Source organism: Arthrobacter sp. D3-16 (assembly GCF_054408515.1).
The window spans coordinates 3,473,786-3,491,241 of record NZ_CP096437.1; the positions used below are offsets into that span (position 1 = coordinate 3,473,786).

Below are 17,456 nucleotides of genomic sequence, written 5' to 3' on the forward strand. Positions count from 1 at the left end.
AAAACGAATGGCGTTCGTTTTATTATGCATGTGACGTGGGTCAAAGGGAAGAGTCCCTAAACTGGCAGTTGACGAAGGGAGCCCCATGCCACGGCCCAGAACCCCGATCCTGTCGGTGGACCGCATCGCCGATGCCGCCATCGAGCTGGTGGATGAAGGGGCCGGATTCGGTGTCAATGCCCTCGCCCGCCGGCTTGGCGTCACGGCGTCGTCCCTGTACAACCACATCTCCGGGCGCGACGAGATCATCGAACTGATGCGTGCGCGGCTGGCGACGCAGTCCATTCCTGACGTGCCGGAGGATGCCGGCTGGGACGAGGCGGTCTCGCTGATTGTCCGGGGCCAGCGTGAGATGTATGCGGCCCACCCTTTTGTGGTGCCGCTCATCGTGGGTAAGACCATTACCGATCCCGGAGTGATCACCGCCTACGAGCGGATTGCATCAGCCCTCATCACCGGTGGATTTCCTGATGACGACGTGCTGACGATCATCTCAGTCATCGACTCCTTTTCGCTCGGCGCCGGCCTGGACCTTGCAGCCCCCGACGACGTCTGGGAACCGACAGAATCCGCCGCCACTTTGTCGCGGCTGCTCAAGGCATCCGGCCACGGCCGGGAACGAAGCGACCGCGCTTTCGAGACAGGCCTCCAGCTACTCCTCGACTCGCTTCGGATGCGGTTAGCTCCGCACTGACCCCATCCTGACGTGGTAGAGGAGAGCTCCAGCAGTGATGGCCAGTTGCGCGAGGATCAGCACCGGATACACGCTGCCCAAATACACGGCAAGCATCACCGGCACCATGGCCAGGACCGTCATGTCCGTGCCATGAAGCATGGACGACATCTGGTCACGGGGAACCGGGCCGAAGGGGGTTTCAACGGCCGGCCTTGTCCAGTCAGTGGGGGGACGCGTGGCGGCCCGCAGCGTGCCGACGGCCATGCCGATGCCTGCCACCATTCCAAGCGGGAACAGCAGCGGACCCGCAGCCCCCAGCGCAGCCAGCACCCCGGTCAGTCCGCCCATCCAGCAGCCGAGCGCCAGTGCCGGCATCAGGATCCGGCTCAACCGCACAAGCCACGGCTCCAAGGGCAGCAAGGAATCCAGTTCCGGAATAATCGCGGCTCTTCGCATTATTGTTCCGGTCCCTGCGGCCGTAATGCACCCAGCGATCACCATGACCGCGATCTGAAGCAGCGCAGGCAGGGCCGGATCGATCAGCACCACACCCACGCATGCGGCCAGGGACAGCAGCGGCCCGGCGAGTGGCGGCCGAAGCCGGAGGTAAGCTACGACATCGGACCTCACCAGCGCGCCGAAGGCGCCCCGGACCGGCCGGGCGAAGAACCGGGCACCCTGGCGGCGTCGGCTGGTTCCCCGCCGCCCCGCCGCCAAGGCACGCTGGAGCTCGTTGGCATCGAGGAAAAACACCGAGGCGCCAACGTGGCCGGAGACCGCACCGCCGCGCGTCAGTTCTGCGCCGGGCACCCAGCCGATGCGGCGGCCAACATAGGCGAGCAATGCGGCTGCCCCCACCAGGGCGGCCGGTAGCGGCCACCCTGCTGATGCCAGGAACGGCAGGACCGCTCCCGGCAGGAGGCTGGCCAGCAGGGCGGCCTGGTGCCGGCGTTGATGCTGCGGTGCCAGCTGCAAGACAGCGGCGCCGGCGACGGCGGTGCTTGCCAGAGCACCGAAGGTCGCCGCCGCGTTCAGGTGTTCCGCGGACACCCGGTCAAGGGCCGTCAGGAAACTGAACGGCAGATAACCGACGACGGCGGCCACGCCCACCGCCGCGGTCCGGCGCAGAAAGCCCGGCAGCACCAGGGGACGCCGGTCCAGCGGCAGGGGAAGCCACCATGCGGCCTCCGCGGGGCTGGCGGTGACAGGTCCAAGCCTTCCCGCAAGCACAGCAATGCCAGCCAGGCCCCCATACGTCAGCAGGACCCACAGGGCGTCGGCGGGGAGGACCTGCCATCGGTCGTCCACGAGGCTTGGCTGAACCGTGGTGAGATCAGCAATCTGGTTCCGCAATGCAATGACAAAGGACGCCGCGATGGCCACAATGCACCCCAGAGCCAAGGCAGCGGAATACAGATCAATCAGGATGTCCAGCAGGGCCGAACGGGCGCGGTTGTACTGGCGCGAGGCCCGCCGGGTGAAGGCCACAATGTCACTGGCGAGGTGCGGGCTGCCGATGGTCACATGGCTGGGCGCCGCCGCTTCGGTTGTGTCAGGATCCAGCAATGACCGCAGCCCCCTCAACCGGACCAACAGCTTCCACAACCTCGTCAATGACCAGGCAGTTCGTAGATGTCTGAACGAGAAGCCGGGGATCATGTGTCACCAGGACCACGGCCGTGCCGGTTTCGGCCTGGGCGCGGATACGTTGTGCCAAGGCATCCCGCATCAGCGGATCGAGGCGCTGCTCCGGTTCGTCCAGCATCAGCAGGGACGAGGGCCGAATAAATCCGGCGGCCAGGAGGAGCCGCCGTCGCTGCCCCGAAGACAGCGAGTCCGGCACAACGTCGGCACGATCAAGGAGGCCGAAGAAGTCCAGCTCGGCGTCGACGGTTTCCTCGGTTGACTCCACAGAATGTCCCCGTGCCACAAGCAACAGGTGCTCGCGTACCGTGAGCGAAGGGAAGAAGACATCCTCGTCAAAAACAGCCGCTACCTGTCGGCGGAACAGGACGGCGTCGGGCATGACGGGAAGTCCGTGAATCAGGGCCTCCCCTGCCAATGGCAATTGCCGCCCCGCCAGCGTCTGCACCACTGTGGACTTACCGGCTCCGTTGACACCGACCACGGCCAGGACCTCCCCTGGGCCGACGGCAAATGTTACTTCGCCGCACACCGGTGCCCCCGTATAGCCCACCAGCAGCTCTCTGGCTTCCAGCACTGCCCCCACACTCGCCATCCCACCACCCTAACCGGCGTGCCGGAACCGCGTGCCCGGCTGGTTCTGTACGGGCAGGTGCCTGTGGCGGCACCTCTGGAAAACTGGACTCATGAATCTGGAGCCCAAGGGGGAACGTTCCACCCTCGTTTTCATCCACGGCGGCGGTGTGGGGCCGTGGATGTGGAAAGCACAGATTGCTGACTTCTCCGCGGAATACGACGTTGTCACCCCAACTCTTCCCGGTCATGACATCCACCGTCCAAGCGTTTTTTCCACCCACAAGCAGGCGGCAGAAGCCGTGGCCTGCCAAGTTGGCCTGCTTGAGCATCCCCGGCCCGTCACTGTGGTTGGATTTTCCCTCGGCGGGCAAACCGCGATTCAACTAACTGCGTCCTATCCGCAGCTGGTGGACCGCCTCGTGGTGGTCAGTTCGCTTTTGCGGCCATGGCGCGGAGCTGGTGCCCTTGGCCTGCTGGCAGCCGGATCCGCTCCGTTATCCCGTAACCGTCGCTTCGCCAAAGCCCAGGCTGCCCAGCTTTCCATTCCTCCTTCAATGGTCAAGGATTACTACACCTTCTTCAATGGTCGAGGATTACTACACCTTGTCCCGGCTGATGACCGCCGGGACGCTCAGGAACCTGATCACTGCTAACTTCTCGTTCAGCATTCCGCCGGAGGCCCTGGTGCCTTCCCGGCCGGTTCTCCTCCTGGCCGGAGAGCGTGAGGACCCGCGGCTTCTGCGCGGCATGGAGCGCTTCCATCATCAGTTCCGGAACAGCACTCTCCGGCTTCACGAAGGTGCCCGGCATGGCCTGCCCCTTGCCCAGCCCCGGGAGTTCAACGAGTCCCTGCGGCGGGTGGCTCCGATCGACGAGACGGGTCTGATACCGGCTCAGGCCTGGGAGCGATTACAGGTGAGTTATCTCAAAGTGCCTGACTGAGTTGCGTGAACCGGTCTATTCACTGACCCCGAGCGTGTGCTAATACTGGGAGCGCACACGGCCTGAACTTATTTACGGCGGCCCTGCTTTCAATTCATACCGTCAGGGAGGACGACATGAAAAAGCCCGACTCGAAGATCCACCACCCAAGGAACCGGAAACGACGATCAGCAATGGTGGCGGCGACGCTCCTTGCTGCTGTCGCGCTGCCGGCAGGAATTGCCCCCGCCGTTGCTGAAAGCCCGCACGCCAAGGCGGAGGGCGCCGTCGTCAACGGAAACTTTTCCCAAGGGCTGGCCGGGTGGAAGGCCACCGGCGAGCCGGCCTCCACCACCACGGCGGCGGAGGCGGACAATCCGCAACTGACCCAGCGGCTCGCCTCGGATGGCACGGTGAACCTGCGCCAGAAAACCGGGACACTGGCCGAGGGCTGGTGGACGGTTTCGGCGCGGGTCAAGGCGGAGGGGACACTTGGTGCTTCCCGGATCGGGCTCAAGAACTGCGGTGTCGACGGCGAGACCGCCCTTCCGTCCACGGCGCAGGACGGCGCGTGGCTGCAGATCTCTGCCGATGCTTACGTCACGAAGGCCGCTGCGAGATCGTCATCGAAACCCGCGGCAAGGCCGGTGACTGGGCAGTGGTCGACGACGTCACGCTCGTCCCCGGATCTGTGCAGCGTGCGGTCCGGGGCGCCGATCTTTCCAACCTGGCGACGAACGAGGACATGGGCGCGGTTTACTTCGACGCCAACGGCAGGCCGGTGGACGCGGTTGAGGCCTTTGCCGATGCGGGGGCCAACCTGGTGCGGCTCAAGGTGTGGGTCAATCCCGCTGACGGCTACAACACCGCAGACGAAGTAGTCGCAACTGCCAAGCGCGCCAAGGCGGCGGGCATGAAGGTCCTGGTGGACTTCCACTACACCGACCGGTGGACGGACTCCGGCGCCCAGGGGATGCCCGCCGCCTGGGTAGGGCTGGGCCCACAGGCTGTGGCCGACGCCGTGTACGCCCACACCTTCGAGGTGCTGACGGCGTTGAAGAACGCCGGCGCCACGGCGGACTCGGTGCAGGTGGGCAATGAAATCAACCCGGGCATGCTCTGGCCCCTCGGCCAGACCTGGGACGTCAACCCGACGGATGACGTCAAAGGAGCCCAATGGGACAACCTGGCATTGTTCCTGTCGGCCGGGACCCGGGCCACCAAGGACGTCAACGCCCAGACAGACGTCATCCTGCATTTAACCAACATCAACAACGGAATCGGCGGCCTGACCTGGTGGTACGACGAGGTCACTAAGAGAGGCGTCCAGTTCGACACGATCGGACTGTCCTACTACGGGTTCTGGCACGGGTCCATGGCTGACCTGCAGAGTGCCGTCACCACCCTGTCCGCCCGCTATGACCGTGACTTGATCGTGGTGGAAAAGTCCCACCCGTTCACGCTCGCGGACAACGCGGTTGATCCGTGGGAGAACGTCATAGCCCGGGAGGGCCAGCTCATCCCCGGTTACCCGGCCACGTCGGAGGGACAGGCAGCCAACTTCCGGGCAGTCCAGGACGTCGTGGCTTCTGCACCCGGTGGACGTGGTCTCGGCGTCGTCTCCTGGGAGCCTGCTTGGACAGCGGTTCCGGGTAATGGCTGGGACCCCTCAGACCCCACCACGGGTAACGCATGGGAAAACCAGGCGATGTTCGGCTTTGACGGCCGCGCCCTTCCCGCACTGCAGGAATTCGCTCCGGATCCCGACGTCAAACGCTGACTTCCTTGCCAAAAAAGCCACGCCTGCCCATCAGGGCAGGCGCAGCTTTCTGGCTGGTGTGTTAGGCCTTCTGTGTTTCGAGGTCCTCGAGTGACTTGCCCTTTGTATCGGAGGACAGGAAGGTAGCAGCGGCTGCCACGAGGCAAATCCCGAAGGTGATCAGGCCAATGATCACCGGAACGTTTCCTGAACCGGGAGGAGCCACCGCAGTGAAGATGCTGGGGAAGAACGACGCGATCATGAGGCCGACGTTCTGCGACACCGCGAAGCCGGTGACGCGGATCCGGGTGGGGAACTGCTCCTGGAAGAACGTGGCAAAGGTGGCGTTCCACATCTGGAAGAAGATCCCCTGCACGATCACCACACAGACAAAGACCAGGAACAGGCTCTTCTGGTCGATGGCCCACAAGTAGGCCCCGGACATAAGGCCGCCGCCGATTCCGCCGGCCACCATCAGCACCCGCCGGCCAATCCGGTCGGACAGGGCGCCGAACATCGGGATGGTCGCTACTGCGGCGAGGTTGGCCACGAGGGTTACCCACAGGAACTCACTGCTGGAGAAGCCGATGCCGTAGCCCTTCTGGGTTGCATAGGAGACGCCGAAGATGAGCGTCGCCATGCCCACCACGTTGGTGAACGTCATGACGACGCACAGGATCATGACGCGCGGGTGCGTGCGCAGGAGGTCAACGAGCGGGAACCGGCGCTTGGCTGTGCCGCTTTCGGACTGCGCCAGGTAGGCCGGAGGCTCCTGGACCCGCCGGCGGATGATGTAGCCGGCAAGGATCACGAAGGCGCTGAGCAGGAAGGGAATGCGCCAACCCCAGCTCTGGAACTGGTCGGCGGGGAGAAGGGCCGCCAGCGGAAGCAGGACGCCGGTGGCCAGGATGGATCCCACCTGGGTGCCCTGAAGGCTGAAGCTTGCAAAGAAGCCGCGCCGGGCGTCAGGTGAGTGCTCCACGATCATCGCACTGGCGCCGCCGAGTTCGCCTGCCACCGCAAACCCCTGGATCAGGCGCAGGGTCACCAGAAGGATCGGGGCGAGGATACCCACCTGCCCGTACGTGGGCAGGAGCCCGACGGCGAACGTCGCGAAGCCCATCAGCAGCATCGCCAGGACAAGCACGTTCTTGCGCCCGTGCCTGTCACCGTATGCACCCAGGACAATAGCGCCGACAGGCCGCGAGACGTATCCCACCGCATAGGTCGCCAGCGACGCGATGATCGCAACTGTGGGGTTTTCGGAAGGGAAGAAGATGGCCGGGAAGATGAGTGTCGCGGCCAGGCCGTACAACGCGAAGTCGTAGTACTCAAGTGCTCCACCGATCCAGCCGCTCATCGCGGCTCTCTTCGGGTCCCTGCCTTCGATGCCGGTTTTGTGGCCGGGTTGGGCGTTCCCGGTGGTCGTAATGGTCATGCGCTGATTTCCTTCTCGTCGTTGGCAAGGAACCGGAAGTGTCCTATTCCGGATTGTCTTAGTGGTCACCGGGACGCCGGCGGAGCTGATTGGCCACGCTGAGGGCCAAAACATCGCTGCTTGTTTGAATCGTTTCACAAAAAGTATAAACAGTGCCGTCCGTCACGTCAAAGCCCCAGGAAAAGCCTTTCCGCACCCTAGGGCCCACGTCGAGCCCAGGGGTGCGGAAGCGCGCCTAGCGGATCACTTCCCGGGTCAGGCCGAAAGGCACCTGGTCGGTCAAGGAGACGCTGAAGTGGCCGGGGTTGAGGCGGGTCACCAGGATCCCGCGGGTCCGGTTGCGGGTTGCAATCATCTGCAGATCCTCCACAGCCGAATTCAGCCGGTCCTCGACCTCACCGGCACTATCAACCCTGACCTCTACGCACTCAGTGGTTGCCATGTACTCAGCGGTTGCGGCGGCCATGTCCTACCCCTGTTCCGTGCTCGAGTGAATCACGCAGACGGTCCCGGCGGGGACCACGGCGGTACCGGTGACCGTTTCGCCACTGAGGAGGTCGCGCCCGGCGGCCGGGTACTCGGCGTCGGTGTCCGCGTGGTTGATCAGGAAGGTGAAGGTATCCGTCCCGGCGCTGCGGGAAGCGACTTCCAGCCCGGCGGGCGGCGTGGGAGCCGCCGCAATGCCGGCGCTTTCGACGGCGTCACGCACCACGGCGGCGAGGTAATCGCCGTCGAGCTTAGTGGAGACGTACCAGGCGATTCCGCTGCCGAAGTGGTTGCGGGTTACGGCGGGACGCGAGGCCGCCGGACCGTCCACGTAGTGGCTGAGAACCGTTGCGCTGCCGGGATGGATTTCCTCCGCCCAGACGCTGCCCGCGGCACCGCTGCTCAGGGTGACTGTTTCATCCTCGCGCAGCGGCAGGAACTCGTGGATCTCCAGGCCCAGCACGTCCCGGAGGGCGCCGGGTGACGCGCCAACCGGAACGGTGTCGTTGGCGTCCACAATGCCGGAGAAGTAGGAGACCAGCAGGTTGCCGCCGGCCTGGACGTAGTCCTTGAGGTTGGCAGCAGCCTTGTCCCCCACCAGGTAGAGGGCCGGGGCGAGCACCAGATCGTACCCTGAGAGGTCCCTTTCCGGGTGCGCAAAGTCGGTGCTGATGCCAGCCTGCCAGAGGGCGGTGTAGTACGCCTCGATGCGTTCGCGGTGGTTGAGGTCGCTGCTGGGGCGCCATTCCAGGTCCTGCGCCCAGAAGGACTCCACGTCCCAGAGGATGGCGACGCGGGATTTCACCGTGGATCCCTTGGCGGCGGCGAGCTTCTTCAGGTCATCGCCCAGGTCCAGCACTTCGCGCCAGATCCGTGTGCCGGTGCCGGCGTGCGGAAGCATGGCGGAGTGGAACTTCTCAGCGCCGAACCGGGACGCCCGGAACTGGAAGAACATCACGGCGTCCGCGCCGCGGGCCAGGTGGGAGAGGCTGTTGCGGGCCAGCTCGCCGGGGCGTTTGGCAATGTTCCGCCCCTGCCAGTTCACTGCACCAGTGGAGTGTTCCATCAGCATCCAGGGCTTGTTCCTTGCCAGCGAGCGGGTGAGGTCCGCGTCCATGGCGAGCAGGATGTGGTTGTCCGTCCGTTGGGCTACGAGGTAGTGGTCGTTGGCAACGATGTCCACCTCCTTGCTCCACTTCCAGTAGTCGGCCGCGAGGCAGTTGGTGGCCATGAAGTTGGTGGTGACGGGAATGTCCGGTGTGTACCGGCGAATGACGTCCCGCTCGTTGATGTAGCACCCAAGCAGCGCATCCGAGGTGAAGCGGCGGAAGTCCAGGCGCTGGGACTGGTTACTCACGCTCGCGGAGAGCCGGGGGGCGTCTATTTCGTCCCATTCGCCGTACTTCTGGCCCCAGAAAAGAGTGCCCCAGGCGCTGTTCAGCTCCTCCAGGGTGCCGTAGCGGGCCCGGAGCCAGTCCCGGAATGCCGCCACGGAGTAGTCATCGTAGGAGTCGCTGATCGGCGCGCCGTACTCGTTGTGCACATGCCACAGGACGAGCGCCGGGTGTGAGGCATAGCGGCGGGCCAGTTGCTCGGTGATGTTGGCGGCGGCGCGGCGGTACTCGGGGGAGCTGGGGCTGGCCATGCCCCGTGAGCCGTTCCCCAGGGTGACGCCCTCGCGCGTGACCGGACGGGCCTGCGGGTACTTTTTCCAGAACCATGCCGGCGGAGCGGCCGTGGGCGTGCCCAGGTCCACACTGATGCCGGCATCGTGCAGGAGATCCATCAGGTGGTCCAGCCATTCGAAGTCGTACTCGCCTTCGCGTGGTTCCAGCAGCACCCAGGAGAAGATGCCGATGCTGACCAGGTTGATCCCGGCTTCCTTCATCAAGGCGATGTCTTCCACCCACACCTCCCGCGGCCACTGCTCAGGGTTGTAGTCCCCGCCGTAGCAAAGGCCGGCAGGCCGCTGGACCCAGGGCGCAGGTGAGCGCTCTGGCGCTGCAGCGGTCTGCGGCACCGTGCGGTGAAGGACGTCTGTCATGGGAAATTCTCCTTAGGACTGTGTGCGGTCCCAGTCTTATCACAGAGGCAACCGCCAAAACCATCCCTAATCCGCTATTGACATAGCTCACAGCACTATGAATTACTGGAACCGCTCACAGTCTGCGGCCTCGGTTCGGATGAGCGGTGATATTTCAAACAGACCATTCAGCTTTTCGACAAGGAGGACGAAATGCGCAAGTCATTTCGTGCAGGCGCCGTGGCCATGCTCGCCGCGGCCGCTATGCTCACCGCAGGATGCTCCGGTACTTCAGGTACGGACGCCGGCTCAGCAACTGATCCCAACCAGAAGGTGGAACTGACCTACTGGGCCTGGGCCCCCAACCTGGACAAGGTGGTGGAGGTCTGGAACGAGAAAAACCCCAACATCCACGTCACCGTCAACAAGCAGGACGGCGGCGATCCCGCCGTCACCAAGCTGCTCACCGCCGTCAAAGCCGGAAGCGGCGCACCCGACCTGATCCAGGCCGAATACCAGAAGATCCCCACGCTGGTCGCAGCCGACGCCCTCGCCGACCTCTCCGGCACTGAGGCCAATGAGACCAAGAGCCACTTCCCCGAAGGCGTCTGGGATTCGGTGACCCTCGGCGGCGACGCCCTCTACGCCGTTCCGCAGGACACCGGCCCTATGATGTTCTACTACCGCGCCGACATCTTCGAGAAGCTGGGCCTTTCCGTTCCCACCACCTGGGATGAGTACGCCCAGGCTGCCAAGGCAGTCCACGCCGCTGATCCCGAGGCTTACCTCGGCACCTTCTCCTCCAACGACGCCGGCTGGTTCACCGGCATGGCCCAGCAGGCGGGTGCCTCCTGGTGGGGTGTCGACGGCGACGCGTGGAGCGTCAACATCGACGAAGACCCCACCAAGAAGGTAGCCGAGTACTGGGGCGGTCTCGTGGAGGAGGGCACCATCGACAACAAGCCGATGTACACCCCTGAATGGAACACCGCCCTTAACACGGGCAAGCAGGTGGGCTGGCTGAGCGCAGCCTGGGGCCCGGGCGTCCTCTCCGGCAACGCCGGCGCCACCGCCGGGCAGTGGAAGGTGGCACCCATGCCACAGTGGGATGCCTCAAAGCCCTCCACCGGCAACTGGGGCGGTTCTTCCACCGCGGTGACCACCCAGTCCAAGAACGCCGAAGCCGCGGCGAAGTTCGCCACCTGGCTGAACACCGACCCCGAAGCCGTCCAGGCCCTGGTCAAGGAAACCGGCGTCTACCCCGCCGACAACGCCGGTGCCAAGTCTGCCCTCACGGCAGCACCGGAGTTCTTCTCCAACCAGCCCGACTTCTATGACGTGGTGGGCGACGCCGCGCAGAACGTGGGCTCGTTCACCTACGGGCCCAACGTGAACGTGGCCTTCAACGCCTACAATGACCAGTTCGCCAAAGCTGCCCAGGCCAAGCAGAAGAGCGCCTTCCTCGACGCCGTGAAGTCCATGCAGCAGGTCACCGTCGAGGACCTGAAGCAGACCGGCTTCACGGTCAAGTAGCCCCGTCACAAAAGCAGCAGCAGACTCCGGTTCCGGGAGGGCACCTTCACAGGCCCTCCCGGAACCGGCACCACCTCGTATCCTCTAGCTCCAATCCACACAAGGAAGTGCACCCGTGGCAATGACCGTGACCAAGCCCGGTCCGGCGGCAGACACCGCAGCCGGACCCTCCAGGCGGGCGAAGAACTTCAAATCCCGGGTGCTCATCCCCTACGCGATGCTCGCCCCGGGCATCATCCTGTTCCTTGTCTTTATGGCAGCCCCCATCGTCTACACGCTGGTGCTGAGCTTCCAGAAAAAGAAGGTCAGCGGCCTGGGACTCGGCAAGGGCTCCCAGAGCCAGGTGTTTGCGGGCTTCGAAAACTATGTCAGTGCCCTGACGGACCCGGAGTTCCTTGGCAGCGTGCTGCGCGTGCTGCTGTACGGCCTTATCCTGATCCCCCTGATGCTCGGCTTCGCCCTGCTGTTCGCGCTCCTGCTGGATTCCCGCCGGACCAGGGCCGGCAGCTTCTCACGCACGGCAATCTTCCTTCCCTACGCCGTGCCCGCGGTCATCAGCTCCCTTCTATGGGGCTTCCTGTACCTGCCCGGGGTGAGCCCCTTCCACTTCCTGGCCCGGCAGTTCGGCGTCGCGCTTCCCTCGCTGCTGGACCCGAACCTCGTCACGTTCGCCATCTGCAACATCGCCCTCTGGGGCGGAGTGGGCTTCAACATGATCGTCATGTACACGTCGCTGAAGGCCGTGCCCAGCGAAATCTATGAGGCAGCGAAGCTGGACGGCTGCTCAGAGATCCAGACCGCCCTGCGGATCAAGATCCCCATCATTGCCCCGTCGCTGGTCATGACTGCGCTGTTCTCGATGATTGCCACGCTCCAGGTCTTCGCCGAGCCCACCACCCTGCGCCCGCTGGCCAACAGCCTTTCCACGAGCTGGTCCCCGCTCATGCTGGTCTACCGCGACGCCTTCACGCGCAACGACGTGTACTCAGCAGCCGGCACCAGCATCGTGATCGCCGCGGCCACCTTCATCATTTCCTTCCTGTTCCTGCGCGTTGTGCAGAAGCGGGCCTTCGGACAGGAGAACTGACCGTGACCACCCTCGCGCCCAGCCGCACCTCGACTACAAAATCCGTCCGCACCTCGAAGGGCACGGTTTCGGCGCACGAAAAGCCGAGCTACCTTTCCACCGGCATCCTGATCTTCGGAGCGCTGTACTGCCTGTTCCCAGTGATTTGGGTGGTGGCGGCCGCCAGCAAGGACGGGAACGAGCTGTTTTCCACCTTCACCCTGGCCCCCAGCACCCATCTCTGGGACAACATCGTTGCCCTCACTGAGTACCGTGACGGTTTGTTCTGGCGCTGGATGGCCAACACCGCGCTTTATGCAGGTGTCGGCGCCATCGTGTCCACTTGGGTCTCCGCCCTCTCCGGCTACGTGCTGGCAAAGTTCGACTTTCCTGGCAAGTCCGGGATCTTCAAGGTGCTGCTGATGGGCGTGCTGGTGCCCGGCGTCATCCTGGCCATCCCCCAGTACCTGATGCTCGCCCAGGCCGGGCTGACCAACACCTACTGGTCCGTGCTCCTGCCGCAAATCATCAGCCCCTACGGCATCTACCTCGCCCGGATCTATGCAGCAGCATCGGTACCCGGCGACGTGATCGAGGCCGCCCGCACCGAGGGCGCCAAGGAAGTGTACATCTTCAACCGCATTGCGGCCCCCATGATGCTGCCAGGCCTGGTGACCATCTTCCTCTTCCAGTTCGTGGCCATCTGGAACAACTTCATGCTGCCGTACATTATGCTCGGCGACGACCACCTGTTCCCGATCACGGTGGGCCTGAACGGGCTGCTGAACCAAGGCGCCTCCGCACCCGCCCTGTACACCCTGGTCCTGGCCGGCGCCCTGCTGTCGATCATCCCGCTGGTCATTATGTTCCTCCTCCTGCAGCGCTACTGGCGGGTCGATCTCGCCGCCGGCGCTGTCAAGGCCTAGTCCTAGATAGGCTTTGAATCATGACTCAACCCACCTCCCGGCCGAGGCCAAAGATTGACGACGTGGCCAAAGAAGCCGGGGTCTCACGCGGCACGGTCTCACGGGTGCTGAACGGCGGGCACTGGGTGAGCCCGTCCGCTCTGGAAGCCGTCAACGCCGCCATCAAAAAGACCGGCTACCGTGTCAACCCGCATGCCCGGAACCTGGCCACCAACCGGGCAAATTCCGTGGCCTTCCTGCTGACCGAAACGCATGACCGCCTCTTCGAGGACCCCAACTTCGCGGTCCTCCTGCGCGGGGCTGCAGACGCGCTGGCAGTCCATGACATTCCGCTGGTCCTGATCCTGGCCGGCACCGACGACGAACAGCGCCGTGCTACCGACTTCCTGACGGCAGGCCACGTGGACGGCGTGCTGCTGGTGTCCTCGCATGCCACGCGGAAGGGGATCATCTCGGACATCATTTCCGCGGGCATCCCTGCCATCTCCTGCGGCATTCCCCTCGGGTTCGAGAAGAAAATGGGGTACGTTGCAGCTGACGATTACGAAGGTGCCCGCGACCTGTTGCGGTACCTGCGTGATGCCGGCCGCCGGCGGATCGCCACGATCACGGGCCCGCAGGACACCTCCGGCGGTATCCGCAGGCTTGAGGCGTACCGCGACGATCAAGGCGCGGACGTTGACGAGGCGCTCATCGTCCACGGCGACTACAGCAAGGAGAGCGGAGCCAAAGGAATGCGGGATCTCCTCCGCCGGGCTCCCGATATCGACGCTGTGTTCGCCGCCAATGACCTCATGGCGCTCGGCGCCCTGGAAGTGCTGCACGAGGCCGGGCGCCGGACACCTGAGGACGTGGCCGTCGTCGGCTTCGATGACATCGGCGCATCTTCTGCTGCCACCCCGGCATTGACCACGGTGCGGCAGCCTTTCGAGCGCATTAGCGAGGAAATGGTCCGCCTGCTCCTGGATGTCATTAACGGCAAGCGCCCCGCGGCCATCACCATTCCCACGGAACTGGTGGTCCGGGAATCAGCCTGACCTCTCCCCGGTGCTTCCCATGAAATGTGTCCGACGGCGGTTGGCAGAATCGTAAGATGACGGGGGCTCAAGCCCAAGTTCTCTAGACTTGCCAGTGGATGCAAGCCGCAACAAGGAACAAAAGGAGCCATTGATGAGTGGAGTAGTTGTTGTAGGAGTGGATGGCAGCGAGTCGGCCAGGAAGGCTGCGGAAGCTGCAAGGGACCTGGCCGTATCCCTGGGAGCGTCCCTTCACATCGTGACGGCATTCGAGTTCGAGACCGCCGAGACCTTCGGCGCAGGGTCGGACACGGTCAGAATCTCGAACGCCGACAGCGCCGAACACGTCGCGAGGTCGCTCAGCAATGCGGGACAGGGCCTGGAGATCACCCACTCTGCAGCGCGCGGCAAGCCGGCTGATGCGCTGATCAAGGAAGCCATCCGACTGGACGCCCGGCTGATCGTGGTGGGCAACCGCAGGATGCGCGGCATTGGCCGGCTCCTGGGCAGCGTCGCCAACAGCGTGGCACACAACGCCCCCTGCGATGTCTACATTGCAAACACCTACGAGGACTAACAGCTAAGTCAGCAAGCGGCCGACGGCGGAACCTCCCGCCGTCGGCCGCTTGCGCTTAAACCCCCGGGTTACGTAGCCGCCTCCGCCTCGGCCAGCCGGATCATCCGGAGCTCGTCGGCAACTGCATGGGAGGGCCAATGGCCATCCGCAATGTCCCGCGCCCGCGACTGGTCAGCGTCCGGGAATAGCTTCTCCAGCAGTCCCGTAACGTGCAGCAGGCCGATCAAGGCGGTGGTTCGAGGATCCGACGTTCCCCCGCCCAGCACGGCCATAATCCTTTTTCGGACAGATTCCTCTGGCGCATGGTCCTTTTCCGGGTACCGGGTCGTCGTAAACAGACTCAGATGCTTTTCGCCGACATGCTCCACGATGCCCTGCGCGGCCATTCCCTCATAGATCCGGTGTACTTCCGCCCGGCTTTCCAGCATGGAAACCCACCGCTTAGGCGTGTGCGGACGTGATTTGTGCCGAATGAGTTCCAGCTGTTGCTGGAAGCTTGTCGCTGCAGCGGAGCCAGTGGCCCTGACGTGCTTGCCCTGCCGTTCAATGGCACCGAGCAGTTCCAGCTCGGCCAGGATTGCACCGGCCACGGCGGCCTGGAGGACGGGTTGGGAAACTTCGGGCTCGCCGTCGGTGTCGTTCGTCGCGAGAAGGAGGATTGCCTGGGGAAGGCTCAGCTCCCCCGCCTTGGCAGATTCAGCGTTCATAAGACCATGGTCCCGCTGCGATGCGGCCACCACAACGAGGATTTACATCCCGGAAACGCAAAGCATTGGCCGCAAGAGGAATTGCAGAGTACATTTAGTGCAATACTTTTTGCAGAGTGATCTGCGTTACAGAACAGGCCTCCCTTGAAGACAAACGCCGCAGACGTGGAAGTTTCCGCACCTGTTGCCGAGGGCATCAACGGTGCCGGGAACACTTCCAAAGCCTGGCTTGGTGACGCCATTCCCGACGTTCCGCTTACCAAGGCACAGAGCCGGGTGGTGGAGGTGATTGCCCGCAATCCGCAGCTCTCCTCCTATGCGGACATCGCAGAAATCGCCCAGCGCGCAGACGTCAACAACTCCACGGTGGTCCGGGCAGCCCAGCACTTGGGCTACCGCGGCTGGCCAGACCTCCAGCGGGAACTTCGCTCCCGCTATCTGGTGTCGATTTCCACCGAGGACACCCTCACCGAGCACGGCGAGCACCGCAGTCCCCTCCACGACGCGTTGAACCACGACATCGAAAACCTGCGCCTTACGCTCGAATCAAACAGGGCCGGCGACGCGGAGGCTGCTATTGGGGCGATGGCCGGTGCCAAGTCCATCACCGTCGTGGGGATCGGCTCATTCGCCGGTCCCGCCAGCGTCATGGCCCACCTGGGCTCGACGATGGGATACCCCATCTCGCTGGAGAACCGGGGCGGTGTGCATCTGGCCTCAAGCACCAACACCCTGGGCGAAGGTGATGTGCTGGTGGTCATCAACATGTGGCGTTCCGTCAGGCAGGTAATTGTCGCTGCCGAAGCGGCGAAGGCCGCCGGTGCCACGGTCATCGCCATCAGCGACATGCGGCGCGGCCGCCTTGCAGCAGCGGCTGACCACCTCCTGGTGGTGGCTTCGGAGGGCATCTCCTTTTTCCAGTCCGTTACCGCCGCGAACTCACTAATCTACGGCCTGCTCGCCGGCATGGAAGCAGCCCATCCGGAGCGGAGCCGGGCTGCCATCCGCCGCACGCAGCAGCTGTGGAAAGACCTGGACATCTACCTCGACTAACCGGCTCCTTCACGCCACATCAGGTGAAGCCTCATCAAAACACTCCAGGAGTACCTTCATGAATGACCAGATCGACCGCCGCATAGCCGTCATCGGACTCGGCGCCATGGGTGGAGCAATGGCCGCCACGCTTCACAGATCCGGCTGGGAAGTCACCGGCTTCGACCCCTCCGAGGCAGCCAGGACAGCCTCGCAACAAGCCGGCATCAAAACCACCGCGAAGCTCGAGGAAGCGGCCGGGACCCCCTACGCCGTGCTGTCCCTTCCCGCAGCCAGCATCGTGGAAACCACGGTGCCCCAATTACTTGCAGTGCCGGGAACGGTCGCGATCATCGACACCACCACGTCCGAGCCGGCTACCAGCAAGCACCTGGCCGAATTCGCCCAGACCCAAGGAGCCGCCTTCGTGGATGCACCAGTTTCGGGCGGCCGCGACGGCGCCGCAAGCGGGTCCCTGAGCGCCTTCGTTGGGGGAACAGCGGATGCCCTCGCCGCAGCCGAGCCAGTCCTGCTTGCGCTGACCGGCGGGAAATACAACCACATCGGCGGCCCCGGCAGCGGCAACGTGGTCAAGCTCCTCAACAACGTCCTTGCAGCCGCAAACCTGGTCTCCGTCGGTGAGGCGCTGGGCGTCGCCAAAGCCTACGGGATTGATCCTGCCAGAGCGGCGGCCAGCATCAGCGACGCCTCCGGGGGCAGCAAAGTCTCCGCCAGCATGTATCCCAACTGGGTGCTCAGCGGCACCCATGATTCCGGCTTCTCCCTGGGCCTGATGGCCCGGGACGCAGCCCTCGCCGTAGACGTCGCCGCCCAGGTCGGGGAAAACCCCGCCCTGCTGGCTGCCGTTGCAGCGCAGTGGCAGGACGCGTTGGCCGCCCTCGGACCGAAGGCGGACTTCACCGAAATCGCGAGGACCGTCGCCCCGGCCATCACGCCGGCGGGCCCGCCAAGCACCGCACCAGGCACCGCACCAGGCACCGTCCCGGACGCTGCTCGCAGCACCGCGAGCGGCACCACCGCCGTCGCCTAGCCCTCCCAGAACGTAATCCCCGGCC

The 17,456-nt window shown here is 64.4% G+C and carries 18 protein-coding genes; 11 read left to right on the forward strand and 7 right to left on the reverse strand.

Annotated elements, in window-relative coordinates; translation table 11 throughout:
• Positions 1 to 85: 85 nt before the first annotated feature.
• Positions 86 to 694, forward strand: a complete 609-nt coding sequence (locus M1D32_RS16245) for a TetR/AcrR family transcriptional regulator (RefSeq protein WP_458779645.1) — start codon at positions 86 to 88, stop codon at positions 692 to 694.
• On the opposite strand, the gene M1D32_RS16250 is transcribed toward M1D32_RS16245, so the two are convergent.
• Positions 680 to 2,242 (reverse strand): DUF6297 family protein, encoded by a 1,563-nt coding sequence (locus tag M1D32_RS16250; RefSeq protein WP_458779646.1) that lies wholly within the window; start codon positions 2,240 to 2,242, stop codon positions 680 to 682. The genes M1D32_RS16245 and M1D32_RS16250 overlap by 15 nt on opposite strands.
• Entirely contained in the window at positions 2,229 to 2,906 is a 678-nt protein-coding gene (locus tag M1D32_RS16255; protein ID WP_458782216.1) for an ABC transporter ATP-binding protein, read from the reverse strand. The genes M1D32_RS16250 and M1D32_RS16255 overlap by 14 nt, the downstream gene beginning before the upstream one ends.
• 100 nt (positions 2,907 to 3,006) lie before the next feature.
• Here M1D32_RS16255 and M1D32_RS16260 point away from each other — a divergent pair, with 100 nt between their 5' ends.
• Positions 3,007 to 3,549, forward strand: coding sequence for an alpha/beta fold hydrolase (locus M1D32_RS16260; RefSeq protein ID WP_458779647.1), 543 nt, complete (start codon positions 3,007 to 3,009; stop codon positions 3,547 to 3,549).
• Positions 3,550 to 3,580: 31 nt separating this feature from the next.
• Complete coding sequence (locus M1D32_RS16265; protein WP_458779648.1) at positions 3,581 to 3,838, forward strand: alpha/beta fold hydrolase; 258 nt, start codon at positions 3,581 to 3,583, stop codon at positions 3,836 to 3,838.
• A 94-nt stretch (positions 3,839 to 3,932) separates the two neighbouring features.
• Here M1D32_RS16265 and M1D32_RS16270 read toward each other — a convergent pair whose 3' ends face one another.
• Complete coding sequence (locus M1D32_RS16270) at positions 3,933 to 4,334, reverse strand: hypothetical protein (protein WP_458779649.1); 402 nt, start codon at positions 4,332 to 4,334, stop codon at positions 3,933 to 3,935.
• Positions 4,335 to 4,388: 54 nt separating this feature from the next.
• Between M1D32_RS16270 and M1D32_RS16275 the strand changes: the two genes are divergently transcribed.
• Positions 4,389 to 5,597 carry a glycoside hydrolase family 53 protein gene (locus M1D32_RS16275; RefSeq protein WP_458779650.1) on the forward strand — a complete coding sequence of 403 codons (1,209 nt, stop codon included), beginning with the start codon at positions 4,389 to 4,391 and terminating at the stop codon, positions 5,595 to 5,597.
• 61 nt (positions 5,598 to 5,658) lie between these two features.
• On the opposite strand, the gene M1D32_RS16280 is transcribed toward M1D32_RS16275, so the two are convergent.
• The 3 genes from M1D32_RS16280 to M1D32_RS16290 all read right to left on the reverse strand — a co-directional run bounded on the left by M1D32_RS16280 (position 5,659) and on the right by M1D32_RS16290 (position 9,544).
• On the reverse strand, positions 5,659 to 7,014 hold the full coding sequence (locus M1D32_RS16280) for an MFS transporter (protein ID WP_458779651.1): 1,356 nt from the start codon (positions 7,012 to 7,014) through the stop codon (positions 5,659 to 5,661).
• Between the two features lie 235 nt (positions 7,015 to 7,249).
• Complete coding sequence (locus tag M1D32_RS16285; protein WP_458779652.1) at positions 7,250 to 7,480, reverse strand: hypothetical protein; 231 nt, start codon at positions 7,478 to 7,480, stop codon at positions 7,250 to 7,252.
• 3 nt (positions 7,481 to 7,483) lie between these two features.
• Positions 7,484 to 9,544, reverse strand: coding sequence for a beta-galactosidase (locus tag M1D32_RS16290; RefSeq protein WP_458779653.1), 2,061 nt, complete (start codon positions 9,542 to 9,544; stop codon positions 7,484 to 7,486).
• Between the two features lie 192 nt (positions 9,545 to 9,736).
• On the opposite strand from M1D32_RS16290, the gene M1D32_RS16295 reads away from it, so the two are divergent.
• The 5 genes from M1D32_RS16295 to M1D32_RS16315 all read left to right on the forward strand — a co-directional run bounded on the left by M1D32_RS16295 (position 9,737) and on the right by M1D32_RS16315 (position 14,641).
• Positions 9,737 to 11,056: an ABC transporter substrate-binding protein gene (locus tag M1D32_RS16295; protein WP_458779654.1), complete on the forward strand. Its 1,320-nt coding sequence runs from the start codon at positions 9,737 to 9,739 to the stop codon at positions 11,054 to 11,056.
• A gap of 121 nt (positions 11,057 to 11,177) precedes the next feature.
• Positions 11,178 to 12,143 (forward strand): carbohydrate ABC transporter permease, encoded by a 966-nt coding sequence (locus M1D32_RS16300; protein WP_458782217.1) that lies wholly within the window; start codon positions 11,178 to 11,180, stop codon positions 12,141 to 12,143.
• Positions 12,144 to 12,145: 2 nt separating this feature from the next.
• Entirely contained in the window at positions 12,146 to 13,048 is a 903-nt protein-coding gene (locus M1D32_RS16305; RefSeq protein WP_458779655.1) for a carbohydrate ABC transporter permease, read from the forward strand.
• Between the two features lie 20 nt (positions 13,049 to 13,068).
• Entirely contained in the window at positions 13,069 to 14,085 is a 1,017-nt protein-coding gene (locus tag M1D32_RS16310) for a LacI family DNA-binding transcriptional regulator (protein WP_458779656.1), read from the forward strand.
• A 133-nt stretch (positions 14,086 to 14,218) separates the two neighbouring features.
• A complete protein-coding gene (locus M1D32_RS16315; RefSeq protein ID WP_458779657.1) occupies positions 14,219 to 14,641 on the forward strand; it encodes a universal stress protein in 423 nt (140 codons plus the stop codon).
• A gap of 68 nt (positions 14,642 to 14,709) precedes the next feature.
• On the opposite strand, the gene M1D32_RS16320 is transcribed toward M1D32_RS16315, so the two are convergent.
• On the reverse strand, positions 14,710 to 15,348 hold the full coding sequence (locus tag M1D32_RS16320; protein WP_458779658.1) for a GOLPH3/VPS74 family protein: 639 nt from the start codon (positions 15,346 to 15,348) through the stop codon (positions 14,710 to 14,712).
• Between the two features lie 144 nt (positions 15,349 to 15,492).
• On the opposite strand from M1D32_RS16320, the gene M1D32_RS16325 reads away from it, so the two are divergent.
• Together M1D32_RS16325 and M1D32_RS16330 are read left to right on the forward strand one after the other, a co-directional pair.
• Positions 15,493 to 16,401: a MurR/RpiR family transcriptional regulator gene (locus tag M1D32_RS16325; protein WP_458779659.1), complete on the forward strand. Its 909-nt coding sequence runs from the start codon at positions 15,493 to 15,495 to the stop codon at positions 16,399 to 16,401.
• A gap of 58 nt (positions 16,402 to 16,459) precedes the next feature.
• Positions 16,460 to 17,431 carry an NAD(P)-dependent oxidoreductase gene (locus M1D32_RS16330; RefSeq protein ID WP_458779660.1) on the forward strand — a complete coding sequence of 324 codons (972 nt, stop codon included), beginning with the start codon at positions 16,460 to 16,462 and terminating at the stop codon, positions 17,429 to 17,431.
• Positions 17,432 to 17,456 lie beyond the last annotated feature (25 nt).